Source organism: Geodermatophilus bullaregiensis (assembly GCF_016907675.1).
GTDB classification, from domain to species: Bacteria; Actinomycetota; Actinomycetes; order Mycobacteriales; family Geodermatophilaceae; genus Geodermatophilus; species Geodermatophilus bullaregiensis.
Map to the genome: position 1 here is coordinate 784,627 of NZ_JAFBCJ010000001.1, position 14,253 is coordinate 798,879.

General features: G+C 73.1%; 12 protein-coding genes. 6 read left to right on the forward strand and 6 right to left on the reverse strand.

Going from position 1 to position 14,253, the window contains the following annotated elements:
• Nucleotides 1-269: 269 nt before the first annotated feature.
• From JOD57_RS03605 to JOD57_RS03620, 4 genes are all read left to right on the forward strand, one after another.
• Nucleotides 270-2,486, forward strand: coding sequence for a putative bifunctional diguanylate cyclase/phosphodiesterase (locus JOD57_RS03605; protein ID WP_307824437.1), 2,217 nt, complete (start codon nucleotides 270-272; stop codon nucleotides 2,484-2,486).
• A gap of 123 nt (nucleotides 2,487-2,609) precedes the next feature.
• Nucleotides 2,610-3,791, forward strand: coding sequence for a hypothetical protein (locus JOD57_RS03610; RefSeq protein WP_204690642.1), 1,182 nt, complete (start codon nucleotides 2,610-2,612; stop codon nucleotides 3,789-3,791).
• A 93-nt stretch (nucleotides 3,792-3,884) separates the two neighbouring features.
• Nucleotides 3,885-4,859 carry a lipoyl synthase gene (gene lipA, locus JOD57_RS03615; RefSeq protein WP_204690643.1) on the forward strand — a complete coding sequence of 325 codons (975 nt, stop codon included), beginning with the start codon at nucleotides 3,885-3,887 and terminating at the stop codon, nucleotides 4,857-4,859.
• Nucleotides 4,860-4,913: 54 nt separating this feature from the next.
• Complete coding sequence (locus tag JOD57_RS03620) at nucleotides 4,914-5,825, forward strand: DUF4191 domain-containing protein (RefSeq protein ID WP_204690644.1); 912 nt, start codon at nucleotides 4,914-4,916, stop codon at nucleotides 5,823-5,825.
• Nucleotides 5,826-5,942: 117 nt separating this feature from the next.
• On the opposite strand, the gene JOD57_RS03625 is transcribed toward JOD57_RS03620, so the two are convergent.
• Together JOD57_RS03625 and JOD57_RS03630 are read right to left on the reverse strand one after the other, a co-directional pair.
• Nucleotides 5,943-6,500, reverse strand: a complete 558-nt coding sequence (locus JOD57_RS03625) for a GNAT family N-acetyltransferase (RefSeq protein WP_204690645.1) — start codon at nucleotides 6,498-6,500, stop codon at nucleotides 5,943-5,945.
• A gap of 9 nt (nucleotides 6,501-6,509) precedes the next feature.
• The gene (locus JOD57_RS03630; protein ID WP_204690646.1) at nucleotides 6,510-6,932 is read right to left on the reverse strand and encodes an RDD family protein; all 423 of its coding nucleotides are present in this window, start codon (nucleotides 6,930-6,932) and stop codon (nucleotides 6,510-6,512) included.
• A 168-nt stretch (nucleotides 6,933-7,100) separates the two neighbouring features.
• Here JOD57_RS03630 and glnA point away from each other — a divergent pair, with 168 nt between their 5' ends.
• Nucleotides 7,101-8,534 (forward strand): type I glutamate--ammonia ligase, encoded by a 1,434-nt coding sequence (gene glnA, locus JOD57_RS03635; RefSeq protein ID WP_204690647.1) that lies wholly within the window; start codon nucleotides 7,101-7,103, stop codon nucleotides 8,532-8,534.
• A 479-nt stretch (nucleotides 8,535-9,013) separates the two neighbouring features.
• On the opposite strand, the gene JOD57_RS03640 is transcribed toward glnA, so the two are convergent.
• Entirely contained in the window at nucleotides 9,014-9,886 is an 873-nt protein-coding gene (locus JOD57_RS03640; RefSeq protein ID WP_204690648.1) for a hypothetical protein, read from the reverse strand.
• Nucleotides 9,887-9,957: 71 nt separating this feature from the next.
• On the opposite strand from JOD57_RS03640, the gene JOD57_RS03645 reads away from it, so the two are divergent.
• A complete protein-coding gene (locus JOD57_RS03645) occupies nucleotides 9,958-10,761 on the forward strand; it encodes an IclR family transcriptional regulator (RefSeq protein WP_204690649.1) in 804 nt (267 codons plus the stop codon).
• 402 nt (nucleotides 10,762-11,163) lie between these two features.
• Here the strand turns inward: JOD57_RS03645 and JOD57_RS03650 are convergent, their stop codons facing one another.
• The 3 genes from JOD57_RS03650 to JOD57_RS03660 all read right to left on the reverse strand — a co-directional run bounded on the left by JOD57_RS03650 (nucleotide 11,164) and on the right by JOD57_RS03660 (nucleotide 14,169).
• Entirely contained in the window at nucleotides 11,164-11,613 is a 450-nt protein-coding gene (locus tag JOD57_RS03650) for an ester cyclase (protein ID WP_204690650.1), read from the reverse strand.
• Nucleotides 11,614-11,990: 377 nt separating this feature from the next.
• Nucleotides 11,991-12,452: an ester cyclase gene (locus JOD57_RS03655; protein ID WP_204690651.1), complete on the reverse strand. Its 462-nt coding sequence runs from the start codon at nucleotides 12,450-12,452 to the stop codon at nucleotides 11,991-11,993.
• A gap of 313 nt (nucleotides 12,453-12,765) precedes the next feature.
• Complete coding sequence (locus JOD57_RS03660; protein WP_204690652.1) at nucleotides 12,766-14,169, reverse strand: MFS transporter; 1,404 nt, start codon at nucleotides 14,167-14,169, stop codon at nucleotides 12,766-12,768.
• Between the last annotated feature and the right edge of the window lie 84 nt (nucleotides 14,170-14,253).

The following is a 14,253-nucleotide window of genomic DNA, read 5'->3' on the forward strand; positions in this document are numbered from 1 at the left end:
GGTCGCCGTGCTGGTCTGCGTCGGTCAGATCAGCACGGCCGGCGAAGGAGCAGCTGCCCGATCACGCGCGCGAGCCTACTCCGCGGCTCCTGCCGGGCGCGCGCGGACACCGGGGCGAGCCGGCACCCCCCGCCTCCCCCCAGCGGGTGAGCCCGCCGCCGGAGCCGCTCCACCCGGGTGCCCGGGCCGCCGAGAAGGGTCGTGTGCGATCGATCGAGTCCCGCGGGGGCAACCGGCTGGCGTCCCGGTGGGCCCTGGTCCTGACGGGGGTGACCCTCGCACTGTTCACCACCGGGGTGGGGTCCCGCCCGGACGGCGCGGCGTGGGCGTCGGCCTACGACCTCGTCCTCTACAACGCCGTCTACGTGGGCGGCGCGGTGGTGTGCGTCCTCGCCGCGGTCCGGCACGCCGCCGAGCGCCTCGCCTGGGCGAGCCTGGCCCTCGCCCTGCTGCTGAGCGTGGGCGGCAACCTCGCCTGGACCCTCGTCCTCGCCCCGATGGGCGAGCCGCCCTACCCCTCGGTCGCGGACGCCTTCTGGATCGCCTACTTCCTGCCGCTCTACGTCGCGCTCATCGGCCTGATCCGCACCCGGGTGGGGCGCTTCCACACGAGCATGTGGCTCGACGGGGGCATCGGCGCCCTCGGCGCCACCGCCGTGGCCGTCGCCCTGCTGCTCGAGCCCGCCCTGCGCCTGACCGAGGGCGACCTCGCCACGGTCGTGACCAACCTGGCCTACCCGCTCGCCGACGTCGTCCTGCTCGCGCTGCTCGTGGCGGTGTCGGCCATCCTCGGTGTCCGCCGCGACCACACGCTGCTGCTGGTCGGCGGCGGCATCCTGGTCAACCTGGCCGGCGACATCGTCTACCTCGACCTGGCCACCACGGGCGTCTACGTCGAGGGCGGTCCCCTCGACCTCACCTGGCTGGGCGCCGTCGTGATGATGGCCGTGGCGGCGCACCGCAGCGACCGCGGGACGCCGCCGGCACGGGACACCGACACCCAGGTCGGCTGGCGCGTGCTGGCCGTCCCCATGGTCTGCAACCTCGCCAGCCTCGCCGTCCTGGGCATCGGCTGGGGCGACCAGATGTCGCCCTGGGCGGCCTGGTGCGCGATCGGCTGCGTCCTGGCCGGTGTCGGGCGGACCACCGTCACCTTCCGCGAGGTGCGGGCCCTCAACGAGGTCCGGCTGGAGGCGCGCACCGACGAGCTGACCGGCCTGCCCAACCGCCGGGCCCTGCTCGAGGCCGCCCGCGCCGTCGTCGCCGAGGCCACCACGGCCCGCCCGGCCGCCCTGCTGCTGCTCGACCTCGACGGCTTCAAGGAGGTCAACGACAGCCTCGGTCACGGCGCCGGCGACGAGCTGCTCTGCCAGGTGGGCCCGCGGCTGGCCCCGGCGCTGCGTCCCGGCGACCTGCTCGCCCGCCTGGGCGGGGACGAGTTCGCCGTCCTGCTGCCCGCGACCGACCTGGTGACCGCGGCGGACCGGGCCGGCGTCGTCGACGAGCTGCTGCGCCAGCCCTTCCCCGTCGAGGGCATCCGGCTGCACGTGGGCGTCAGCATCGGCGTCTCGACCGCGCCCGTCCCCGCCGACGACGTCCAGGAGCTGCTGCGCTGCGCCGACGTGGCGATGTACGCGGCCAAGACCGACCGCAGCGGCGTGCAGGTGTACGTGCCCGACCCGGGCAGCGGCTCCTCAGAGCGGCTGCGGACGATGGAGGAGCTGCGCACCGCCCTGGTCGAGGGCGAGCTCGACGTCCACCTGCAGCCGCAGGTCTCGATGGACGACGGGCGGGTCGTCGGCTGCGAGGCGCTGCTGCGCTGGAACCACCCCACCCGCGGGCTGCTCAGCCCCGCCGTCGTGCTGCCCGCCGCCGAGCAGGCCGGGCTGCTGCGCCCGCTGACCGACGTCGTCCTCGATCGCTCCCTCGACGCGGTCGCGCGGTGGTGGGACACGCACCGGGTGCCGGTCTCGGTCAACCTGGCCGCGGCCAACGTCGCCGACCTCGACCTGCCGGCCAAGGTGGCCGCGAAGCTCGCCCAGCGGGGCCTGCCGCCGGAGGCCCTGACCCTGGAGCTGGTCGAGGACACCCTCATGTCCGACCCCGAGCGCGGCCGCACCGTGCTCGGCCAGCTGCGCCGGCTCGGCGTGCGGACGTCGATCGACGACTACGGCACCGGCTACAGCTCGCTGGCCTACCTGCGGCACCTGCCGGCCGACGAGCTCAAGCTCGACCGCAGCCTCACCGCCGACGTCGCCCGCGACGAGCGGGCCGCGGCGATCGTGCGGCACACCGCGGCCCTCGCCCACGACCTGGGCCTGAGCCTGGTCGCCGAGGGCGTGGAGGACCTGGCCACCGGCCGCCGGCTGGCCGACCTCGGCTGCGACGTCGCCCAGGGGTACGGCATCGCCCGGCCCATGCCGCTCGCGGCCTTCCTGGGCTGGCTGGCCGGTGAGCGCACCGAGCGGCTCCGCACCCCGGTGTGACGACCGCACCGCGGGGCGGGACGACCGGACCGTGACGACGGCGCCCGCAGCCGCCCGGGGTGTGCCGACCAGCCGGACCGGGCAGGATGACCGGGAGTCGATCAACCCGGAGGTTCAGATCCCGTGTTCCGCACACAGTCCCCTGGTCAGGTCATCGGGGCCGAGCTCCAGGAGGGCCTCAGCCACCTCGGTGCTGCCGCCACCGAGGCCGGCCGGGTCGCCGCGGAGCAACTCGTCCCCCGTGTCGAGGCCGCGCGCGAGGCGGCCGGCCCGGTGCTCGACGCCGCGCGGGAGGTGCTCGTCCCGAGGATGGCCGCCGCCGCCGCGGTCGCCGGCCCCGCCGTGACCTCGGCGCTCGACGCGCTGACGCCGCGCGTCGAGGCCGCCCGCGTCGCCGCCGCCCCGACGCTGGAGCTGGCCCGCGACCGGGTCGACGCCGCCGTCGAGGCCCTCATCCCGCGCATCGAGACCGCCCGCAGCACCGCCGGCCCCGCCGTCAGCTCGGCGCTGACCTCCGCCGGGGCCGCGGCCGCCAAGGCCGCCGCCGACCTCGCGCCCCACGTCGAGTCCGCCCAGGTCGCCACGCGCCGGGCCCTGACCGACGAGGTCACCCCGCGCGTCCTGGCCGCCCGCGAGGCGCTGGGCCCCGTCCTGGACAGCGCCCGCGGCGCCCTCGCCACCGGTGTCGCCACCGCGCTGGTAGAGCTCGAGCACCGCCGCGCGGACCTGGTGTCCGGCACCACGAAGGCCACCGCCGACGTCCGCCGGACGACGGCGAGGGCGACGCGGGACGCCCGCCGGGAGGCGGCGCGGCAGCGCGCCCGGCTGGAGAGGACGGCGGCGAGGACCGCCACGCTGGTCAGGCGCCGGGCCGTCGTCGAGCCCGCGCCGAGCCGCTGGCCGTGGCTGGTGGCGCTCGTGGCCGCCGTCGCCGCGGCGACGGTGCTCGCGCGCCGCAGGAAGGACGACCCGTGGACGCCGGCACCCGCCGGTGACGGGCCAGTGCCCAGCTACCGAGAGGACCCCGTGCCCAGCTCCCCGAGCAACGACAACGCCGGCAAGACCGTCTCCTCCGCCCAGATGACCTCGGGCGACGGCACCCCGCCGGACAGCGACCTCGGCTGGCGGACCGACACCGACCAGCCCGCCGCAGGCAGCGCCACCGCGAACGACCCGGCGCTCGACACCGCGACCGCCTCGCCCGACGGCAGCCCGCAGATCGCGGAGGCCAACACCGGGTCGGCGCAGAACCCCGACCTCGACCCGACCAACAGCGACATCCAGGACGGCCCGGCCAAGGCCTGACCCTCCCCTGCCGCGACGACGGCCCCCGGGCAGCCCGCCCGGGGGCCGTCGTCGTCACCGGGCCGGTCGGAGCACCGGGGTACCGTGGGGATCGTGAGCGAGACGGTGACGACCAGCAGCTCCGAGCCGTCGACGATCGGCCCCGCGGGCCGCAAGCTGCTGCGCCTGGAGGTGCGCAACAGCCAGGTCCCGATCGAGCGCAAGCCGGAGTGGATCAAGACCCGGCTCAAGACCGGCCCGGAGTACACCGAGCTGAAGTCGCTGGTCCGCCGTGAGGGCCTGCACACCGTCTGCGAAGAGGCCGGCTGCCCCAACATCTACGAGTGCTGGGAGGACCGGGAGGCCACCTTCCTCATCGGTGGCGACCAGTGCACCCGGCGCTGCGACTTCTGCCAGATCGACACCGGCAAGCCCGCCGACTTCGACGCCGACGAGCCGCGCCGGGTCGCCGAGAGCGTGGCCACCATGCAGCTGCGCTACGCCACCGTCACCGGCGTCGCGCGCGACGACCTGCCCGACGGCGGCGCGTGGCTCTACGCCGAGACCGTGCGGCAGATCCACGCCGCCGTCCCCGGCTGCGGCGTCGAGCTGCTCATCCCCGACTTCAACGCCGACCCGGCGCAGCTGGCCGAGGTGTTCTCCTCCCGGCCGGAGGTCCTGGCGCACAACGTCGAGACGGTGCCGCGGATCTTCAAGCGGATCCGGCCCGGCTTCCGCTTCGAGCGCTCGCTGGCCGTGATCACCGCCGCCCGCGAGGCCGGCCTGGTCACCAAGTCCAACCTCATCCTGGGCATGGGCGAGGAGCCGCACGAGGTCGTCGAGACCATGCGGGCCCTGCACGAGGCCGGCTGCGACCTGCTGACCATCACCCAGTACCTGCGGCCCTCGCCGCGGCACCACCCCGTCGTCCGCTGGGTCAAGCCCGACGAGTTCGTCGGCTTCCAGCAGCAGGCCGAGGAGATCGGCTTCCCCGGCGTGCTCGCCGGACCGCTGGTGCGCAGCTCCTACCGGGCCGGCCGGCTCTACCAGCAGGCCGTCGAGGCCCGCGGGCTGACCCGCTCGATCTGAGGACGTCGCGGCCGGCCCACCGGGGCCGGCCGCGCACGCCCCTATCCTGGGGGCATGGCACGCAGCAAGCCCACAGACTCCCCCGCCCCCACCGGCAAGGCCGGACGGGGTCCCGGCACCGCAGGGCGCGGGCGGTCCTCGGGGACTGCGGCCGGTGCGACGGCCTCGGGCGCGACGGCCTCGGGCGCGACGGCCGCGGGCGGCCCGGGCAAGACGGGCAAGGCGGGTAAGACGGGCAAGGCGGGTAAGACCAAGCTCGGCAAGGACGGGCAGCCGAAGGTCGGCCGGCTCAGGAAGATCGGCAACCAGGCCCGCATGATCAAGCAGGCCTACTCGCTGACGCGCAAGAACGACCCCAAGCTGCCCTGGCTGATGCTCATCGTCTTCGTGGCGGTGGCCGGCGTCGTGGAGCTGCTGGCCGTCCTCTTCGGCGCCCCGTTCCTCTTCATCCCGATCGCGATCGTCCTCGGGGTGCTGGCCGCGATGATCGTCTTCGGCCGGCGGGCGCAGGGCTCGGCCTACCGGCAGGTCGAGGGGCAGCCCGGCGCGGCGGCCTGGGTGTTGGAGGGCATGCGCGGCGACTGGCGGGTCTCCGCGGGCGTCGCCGGCACCACCCAGCTCGACGCCGTCCACCGGGTGCTCGGCCGGCCCGGGATCATCCTCGTCGGGGAGGGCTCCCCCGCCCGGGTCCGCGGCCTGATCGCGCAGGAGAAGAAGAAGATCGCCCGCGTGGTCGGCGACACCCCGATCTACGACGTCATCGTCGGCGACGAGGAGGGGCAGGTGCCCCTGCGCAAGCTCAGCGCGCACGTGATGAAGCTGCCGCGCAACCTGTCCGCCGCGGAGGTCAACAGCCTCGGCCGGCGGATGGCCGCTCTCGGCGGTCCCAAGATGCCCGTCCCGGGCGGCCCGATGCCGGGCGGGCGGCAGATGACGGTCAGCTCGCGGCAGGTCCGCCGCCGCTGACCGACCCGACCCGCCGGGATCAGGGGACCTGATCGTGCGGTGTCCTCCCTGACCGTGGGACGTCGGGGAGGACGCTCGACGACCAGGTCACCTGATCGTCGCCGGGCCCGGGCGGGCCTACAGCCGGGCGAAGGGGTCGGCGTAGCGGAACGTGCCGCGCTGCTCCGGGCCGGCCAGCCGGCGGGCCTGGAAGTGCACACCCCACGCCGGGTCGGGCGGGGCGACGCCCAGGTCGGTCGAGCGGACGAAGCCGAAGCGCCCGTAGTAGCCGGGCGACCCCAGCAGCGCCACCAGGTGCTCGCCGGCCGCCTCGGCGACGGCGAGCAGGGCGTGCACCAGCACGGTCCCGACGCCCCGGCCCTGCGTCTCGGGGCGCACGCCGAGCGGCCCGAGCCCGAGCGCCGCGGCGCCGAGCGGCTCGAGCCACCCGCGGGTGGCGATGAGGTGGCCGATGACGTCGTCGCCGTCGGTGGCGACCAGGGACAGGTGCGGCAGGAACCCGGCGTCCTCGCGCAGCTCACCGACCAGCCGCGCCTCGACGACGTCCGATTCCCCGTCGGGCGGCCCGAACGCGGCACGGTGCAGGGCGGCGACGGCCGCGTGGTCGGCCGGCCGCTCCCGCCGGACGACCATCGTGCGGGGACCGGCCGCGAACTCGCGAGCGGTGGGGAGCACGGGAGTCCCTCAGCGGTCGCGGACGACGGCGGTGTCGGTGAGCCGGTCGTGCAGCCCACGACCGTCCGCATCGACGACGAGCGCCGGCACGAGCAGCATCAGCAGTCCGGTGCGGACGACGGCACGCCACGGGGCGAGCCGTGCGCCCGGGCTCGGGTGGGCCAGCCGCAGCCCGAGCAGGCGCATGCCCGGCGTCTGCCCGGCCACGACGAGGAACACCACCGTGACGACGGCGAAGGACAGCAGGCTCCAGTTGCCCGGCAGGCTCGGCGCGGTGAACAGGCCGGCCACCACCGCGCAGAGGACCGCGTCGACGAGGAAGGCCCCGACCCGGGTGCTGAAGGGCGCCAGCGACCCGGCCCCGTCGGACGGGAGGCCCAGGGAGGCGCCCCGCCTGCGCTCCTGAGAGGGTGGCTGCGCGTCCCTGACCATGTCCACCAGCGTAGGACCCGCCCGCAGCCCGGCTCCCCGGCCGAGCAGCGACGACCGTCCGCGACACGCCGACGACCGTTGTTACCGCCGCGAAACAGGCGGGACACCGGGGAGCAACTCCCCGGCCATAGCGTGCTGAACGGCTGTCCGCCCACTCCCGGAGGATCGATGTTCACCAGTCCCGACGAGGTCGCCGCCTACATCCGCGACAACGACGTCGAGTACGTCGACGTCCGCTTCTGCGACCTGCCCGGCGTCATGCAGCACTTCACGATCCCCGCGTCGACCTTCGGCGAGGACACGTTCTCCGACGGTCTCGGCTTCGACGGCTCCTCGATCCGCGGTTTCCAGGCGATCAACGAGTCGGACATGCTGCTGCTGCCGGACGCCAACAGCGCGTTCCTCGACCCGTTCCGCCGGCACAAGACGCTCAACGTCAACTTCTTCATCCACGACCCGATCACCCGCGAGGCCTACAGCCGGGACCCGCGGAACGTGGCGAAGAAGGCCGAGGCGTACCTGGCCAGCAGCGGCATCGCCGACACCGCCTACTTCGGCCCCGAGGCGGAGTTCTACGTCTTCGACTCGGTGCGGCACTCGACCGGCATCAACGAGGGCTACTACCACATCGACGCGGTCGAGGGCTCCTGGAACTCCGGGGCGCTGACCGGCGAGAACGGCGGCCCCAACCTCGGGTACAAGACCCGGCCCAAGGGCGGCTACTTCCCGGTCGAGCCCTACGACCACCAGAGCGACCTGCGCTCGACGATGATGAGCAACCTGACCCGGGCCGGGCTGGAGCTCGAGCGCGGTCACCACGAGGTCGGCACCGGCGGCCAGGCCGAGATCAACTACAAGTTCGACACGCTGCTGCGGTCGGCCGACAGCCTGATGCTGTTCAAGTACATCATCAAGAACACCGCCTGGGCCGAGGGCAAGTCCGCGACGTTCATGCCCAAGCCGCTGTTCGGCGACAACGGCTCCGGCATGCACTGCCACCAGTCGCTGTGGAAGGACGGCGAGCCGCTCTTCCACGCCGAGACCGGCTACGCGGGGCTGTCCGACACCGCCCGCCACTACATCGGCGGCCTGCTGGCCCACGCGCCGTCGCTGCTGGCCTTCACCAACCCGACGGTCAACAGCTACCACCGCCTGGTGCCCGGCTACGAGGCGCCGATCAACCTCGTCTACTCCGCGCGCAACCGCTCGGCCTGCTGCCGCATCCCGATCTCCGGCGACAGCCCCAAGGCCAAGCGCATCGAGTTCCGCGTGCCCGACCCGTCGGCCAACCCCTACCTCGCCTTCTCGGCGATGCTCATGGCCGGCCTCGACGGCATCAAGAACAAGATCGAGCCGCCGGCGCCGGTCGACAAGGACCTCTACGAGCTGCCGCCCGAGGAGGCCCTGGGCATCGAGAAGGTGCCCGCGTCGCTGGACGCCGTCCTCGACCGGCTCGAGGTCGACCACGAGTACCTCGTCGACGGCGGGGTGTTCACCCCCGACCTGATCGAGACGTGGATCGAGTACAAGCGGGAGTTCGAGATCGACCCGATCCGCCTCCGCCCGCACCCGCACGAGTTCGCGATGTACTACGACATCTGAGTCGGACGCAACGACGAGGGGCCGGTGACCTGCGACGGGTCACCGGCCCCTCGTGCTCGCGAGCTGCTCCCAGTGCGGTCGATCTCCGATTCCTGAGCGAGCACGCAGCACCGCCCCGACGACGGACCGGGTCGCCTCGTCCCGGTCGGGCCACAGGTGTCCCTAGCCACAGGTGTCCAAGGGTGTTCTGCGTCGTGGTGGCCGAGCGGTGCCGGAGCCGGTGCAGCCCCGTCTCCACGTCCGGCCCCGAGGCGATCAGCAACGAGGCGTCGGAGTGCCGCAGGTCGTGGAAGCGAGTGCCGTCGGCGAACTCGTCGTGACGGGTCCCGAGGTCGTCCCTGGTGCCCGGCGCACCGCAGTCGGGGAGAAGCGCCGGATACCGGGGTCGCCGGCGTGCAGCCGGCCGGCAGCCTCAGCAGGTGGAGCGGGGCCGTCACGAGCGGTGTGGGCTCGGGCTCACCGACCGGCGGAGCGCGCTGTCAGATCGTGTCGATGTGCCGGTTCGTCCCGGGCACCAGCGGGACGAACGGGCTCGCGAACTCCATCCGTCCGATGCCTGCTTCGTCGAGCACGTCGGGATGTGGTGTGAAGCGCTCCTGCCAGCCGTCCCGCGGGTCGTCCTCGGTGAACCACAGGAGGGTGAGGCGCTGGTCGGCGTCGTCGCCGTAGGTGCGGGGGATGCGCCGGGTCCTGTTCGCGAGTTCGTCCGGCAGGTCGGCGTCGAGGCAGACGAGGCACATGGCGGCACGGGCCGATCGCAGGTGCGCAGGGATGAAGTCGTGCACGAGCCAGGCGGCGAGCTGCTCGCGGTCGTGTCCCGGCCGTGTGCGCAGGACCTCGAGCACGACACCGCCGAACGGGTAGTCCAACGCGTGGACGTCGAGCGGGCCGTCGGCGTCCGGAGCGTCGTAGACGGCGCCGACGTAGGGCTGGATCCTGCTGAAGACGTGACGGCGTGGGATGTCGTCGACGTACATCCGCCCCTCACCGGCCAGGCCGGCGATGGTGTCGCCGAGTGCGGATCCCACGTCGTCCACGTGCCCCCGGCTGAAGAAGTTGAGGTGGAGGAAGCGGCCGGCCTCCGGAGGCTGGAACGTGCCGTTCCCCTCCGAGATCCGCAGCGCCTGGTGGTCGCGCGGGCTGACCCAGCGTCGCCCGGCGAAGATCCACGGCAGGCTCATCCCGCCGGCGTAGAAGTGGTCGTCGCCGTACCACTGGTTGAACGCGGCTTCGAAACCGGCATCGGGCTCCATGAGGCTGACCCAGACCGCGCCGATCTGGACGTGCTGGTCCCGGAGCCGACCTCGTGGAGCCACTGCGTCACGGGTCGTCGTCATGGCAGGCGTGGGCATGCGCGGACGCTAGACAGCGCACAGCCGCACGGTCGACGCTGTCCTCTCACCCAGTGGGAGGCGGGGCGCCGGTGTCCGGTCGTGCGATCGAAGCGGGCCGTTCGGTCCTGTCGCGAGCGGTGGCGGTGGTGGGCGCCTTCGACGAGGCGCACCGAGAGCTCACCGCGACCGAGGTCGCCGAGCGTGCCGGGCTGCCGCTGTCCACGACGCACCGCCTACTGGCGGAACTGGTCGGTCACGGGCTCCTGAGGCGGCGCGTCGACCGTTACGGCATCGGCCACCGGCTGTGGTCGTTGGGACAGCTCGCCCCGGTCCAGACCGGTCTCCGCGACGTCGCCGCACCGTTCCTGCAGGACATCCACACGACCACCCGTGCCACGGTGCACCTCGCGGTCCGCGACGGGACGTCAGCGCTGTATCTCGACCGCGTGTCGGGTCACACCTCGCTGCGGATCGTCAGCAAGCCGGGCAGCCAGCTGCCCCTCCACGCCACCGGCGCGGGCAAGGTCCTGCTGGCCCACGCGCCGGCCGACGTGCGCGACCGAGTCCTCGGCGACCTCCCGCGGATGACCCGCTACACCGTGACGCACGCCGGCCGGCTCCGCGACCAGCTGCGCCGGGTGCGCGAGCAGGGGTACGCGACGACGTCGGAGGAGATGACGCTCGGCATGTGCTCGGTGGCGGTTCCCGTGGTCCGGGGAGCGGGCCCGGGCACCCCGGGTGGCGGGACGTCCCCCGAGGTCGTCGCCGCGGTCGGCGTGGTGGTGTCGACGGTCGGCCGTTCCCGCCCGCGCCTCGTCGCCGTGCTGCAGGTCGCCGCCCGAGGCATCGGCCGCCAACTGGACTCCGCCGGTCCCCCCACCCGATGGGGCTGAACGACCGGGCCGGACAGAGTTCCACCCAGGGATCTGGGACCTGGCCGGGTCCGCGACCGTGCGTCCTGCGCAGAGCAAGCTGCCACGGAGACGACCCACGGGTCCACCGGCGAGAGCCCGTGGTCGACTCACGCTCGGCGCCCATGGTCTGGGTCGACGCAAGCAGATCGAACGGCATGAGAACGCGCTGTACTACGACGGGTCGCCAGCACAGCAGCGACTCCGGCACGTGAGGACGCGTCGCTGCCCGGCCAGCGGTGCCCCGTCGGTGTCGAGCGCCGTCTTGGCGCTGCCGTGCCGTAGCCGGTGCTGGACGGCCACCTCGGCCAGGGGGGCACCCGACGCCCACGAGCTCCTGGCACGTCACGGCGGGACGACGCCGAACACCTGCGCCGCGCCACCCTAGGCAGACCCCTGCTCACTCGGTGGGGCAGGAAGGTGCCCGAGCTGACTCAGGACCGTCGTGTTGTCCCACGTCACCCACAACTCGGCGATCTTGCCGTTCTCCACCCGCAGGACACCCCCGAAGCTGAACTCCGCCTTCTTCCCTGAAGGCGGGAACGGGCCGAGTCGTCCCGTCTGGGTGCCCTCGTAGGTCGCCCAGATGCCTGCCATGTCCCCCTCTGCAACGACGTGCCTGAAGATCTGGACGTTGTCCGGAAAGGACTGCGTGTTCTGTCTGAGGAAGTCCTTGAACTGCTCCAGGGTCCTGACGTCGACATCCGGAGTCGCCTCACAATGGCGCACGAAGTCCGGGGCGAGTACCTCGTCGAGGAGGTCCAGCTGACGCGTGTTCATGGCCTGCTCCAGACCCTGGACCAGTGCCTTGGTCCGCTCGAAGCCACCGTTCACGATCACGAACCTCTCGTGGAGAGACGACAAGCCAGTTCGCGGGCACCACGAGGCCATCGGGCTCGAGCACGCCACCACCGGTAGGACGTCGGCGCCGCTGAGCAGCGTGACCGCAGCAGCGTCGCCGCTGCGATAACGCCTCCACCCGCGGGACCGGCTGGGCGTCGAGCGGCTCGGAGACCCTCACCGCGTCATCGCGGCTCAGACCTCGTGGCCCGGGAACGATTGGTCGTCGCGTCGTCCTGCGCCATCAGGTGTCCAACCGTCGTCGGGTGTACGGACTCGGCCTGGATCTGTCGACCGAGCTGGCCCGGCTTGCGGTCCACCGCTCATCCGCGTCCGCCGACCACCCACGCACCGGTGCGACGACCCGGCACTCAGGCGCTCGTCCCCGCGATGGGTGGCAGCACGCCGGCCTTCGTCAGCCAGCCGAGCCAGTCGCCGAGGTGCCAGGCCTCGGACACCCTGTCCCCGGACCAGTGCAGGACGTGCGCGCCCTCGGCGGACGTGCGGTTCCCGGTCGGGTCCACCCCCGGTAGCAGCTGCGTCGTCCCGGAGAGCACGGCCTCGGCCGTCCAGCGGTGCACCGAGGTGGTCCCGTCGACGACGTGCTCGTGCACCTGGACGTGGATCTCGGTGAAGCCGGTGCGGAACCCGGTGATGAACTCCCGCAGCTCGGTCCGGCCCATGTCGGGGAACGGAGGCCCGTGGTACGTGACGTCCTCGGCGAAGACCTCGTCCACGGCCGACACGTCGCCCTGCTCCCAGGCGGCCATGAAGCGGATCATCGCCTCACGCGCCCGGTCCTTCGAGACCGTCGAGCTCGTGCTCTGGGTCATGGCACGACTCCTTCGTTCGAGCGTCCGCGACGCCCTCATGCTCCCCTCGGACCGACGGGGGGAGCCAGGGTCGTCCGGCCCCGGCTCGGGCCGGCCGCCCAGGGACCTCGCAGGCGCGACAGCGGGACGGTGCCGTCGAGCGCGGTTGGACGAGCCCGAAGCGGCGGTCGTGGTCCCCGCTGCAGGGCCGTCAGGTCGGGACGGCGGGACCGTGGACCGGTAGCTCGTGCAGCCGCCTCGCCGTCCAGCCGTTCCGACGGTCCCCGCAGCGGGCGGTGACCCGTCACGGCCGGCCGGGCGGCGCGACCGTCCCTCAGCGTCCGGCGCTGGGCCGCGGGTCGGACGGGGCCACCCCGGTCGTCGACTCCGTCCTGCTCGTGCCGGCACCCGGCCCGCCGCGGATCTCGTCCTTGGTGCGGGTCTCGCGCAGCACGAACGCCGAGACGAACGTGATCACGCCCATGAGGCAGATGTAGGCCGACACCGAGGCCGAGGTGCCCGTGGCCGCCAGCAGCGCGGTCATGAGGAACGGGGTGGCCCCGCTCACGAGGATGGCGGCCAGCTGGTAGGCCAACGAGGCCCCCGAGTAGCGGATCCGCGGCTCGAACAGCTCGGCCAGGTAGGCGGCCAGGGGGCCGTAGGTGAGGGAGGACCCGATCAGCCCGCCGACGAGCGCCAGGAAGATCAGGGGCAGCGACGCGGTGTCGATGAGCCAGAAGAACGGGAACGCCCAGAGGGCGATGACCGCCGCGCCCAGCAGGATCGGGGGCCGGCGGCCTATCCGGTCCGACGCCACCCCGCTGAAGTAGATGACGAAGACGGAGATCGCCGAGGCGGCGAGCGTGATGGCGAGCAGCTCGTCGCGGTCGACGCCGAGGTCGCGGGTGGCGTAGTCGAGCACTCCGGCGATGCTGATGTAGAAGATCGCGTTGGTGCCGAACAGCAGTCCCGCGCCCAGCAGCACCGGCCGGCGGTGCTTGCGCACGACCTCCATGATCGGCGCCTGCGCCACCTGGGCCTCGGGAGCGTGGCCGTGGCGTTCCTGCAGCTGACGGAAGACCGGGGTGTCCTCGACCCGCAGCTGGATGAACATGACCACGGGCAGCAGCACGGCGCTGGCCAGGAACGGGATGCGCCATCCCCAGGACACGAAGGCCTCGGCGCTCACCGTGGCGCTCACCACCAGGAAGACGACGTTGCCCAAGATGACGCCGAGGGGGACGCCCATCTGCCCGAAGGTGCCCGCCCGCCCCTGGCGGTCCCGCCCGGCGTTCTCGGTGAGCAGGAGGATGACCCCGCCCCACTGTCCGCCGACCGCGATGCCCTGCAGGAAGCGCAGCGTGACCAGCGCGATCGGTGCGAGCACGCCGATCGAGTCGGCCGTGGGCAGCAGGCCGATGAGGAAGGTCGCCGACCCCATCAGGACCAGGCACGTGACGAGCGCCGGCTTGCGGCCGACCTTGTCCCCGAAGTGGCCGAACACCAGACCGCCGATGGGACGGGCGATGAAGCCGGCCCAGAAGGTGCTGAAGGCCAGCAACGTGCCGACGAGCGGGGAGGCGTTGGGGAAGAACAGCTCCCCGAACACCAACGCCGCCGCCGTGGCGTAGATGAAGAAGTCGTACCACTCGATCGAGCTCCCGATGAGCCCCGCGGCCATGAGTCTGCGCAGCGACCGGGGGTCGAGCGCAGGGGTCTCGCTTCGCTGAGTCGTCATCGCAGTTCCTGTCGCCATCGCAGGGGCGCCATCGACCTCGCTGGCAGGCTATGGGTGCGGTGCGGTGCCGGCAAACGCTGGCGA

Bases quoted from the DNA above. Each gene is read 5' to 3' on its own strand.
- JOD57_RS03620 (WP_204690644.1), top strand. From the start codon at position 4,914: ATGGCACGCAGCAAGCCCACAGACTCCCCCGCCCCCACCGGCAAGGCC.
- JOD57_RS03660 (WP_204690652.1), bottom strand. From the start codon at position 14,169: ATGACGACTCAGCGAAGCGAGACCCCTGCGCTCGACCCCCGGTCGCTG.
- JOD57_RS03640 (WP_204690648.1), bottom strand. From the start codon at position 9,886: ATGCCCACGCCTGCCATGACGACGACCCGTGACGCAGTGGCTCCACGA.
- JOD57_RS03655 (WP_204690651.1), bottom strand. From the start codon at position 12,452: ATGACCCAGAGCACGAGCTCGACGGTCTCGAAGGACCGGGCGCGTGAG.
- JOD57_RS03630 (WP_204690646.1), bottom strand. From the start codon at position 6,932: ATGGTCAGGGACGCGCAGCCACCCTCTCAGGAGCGCAGGCGGGGCGCC.
- glnA (WP_204690647.1), top strand. From the start codon at position 7,101: ATGTTCACCAGTCCCGACGAGGTCGCCGCCTACATCCGCGACAACGAC.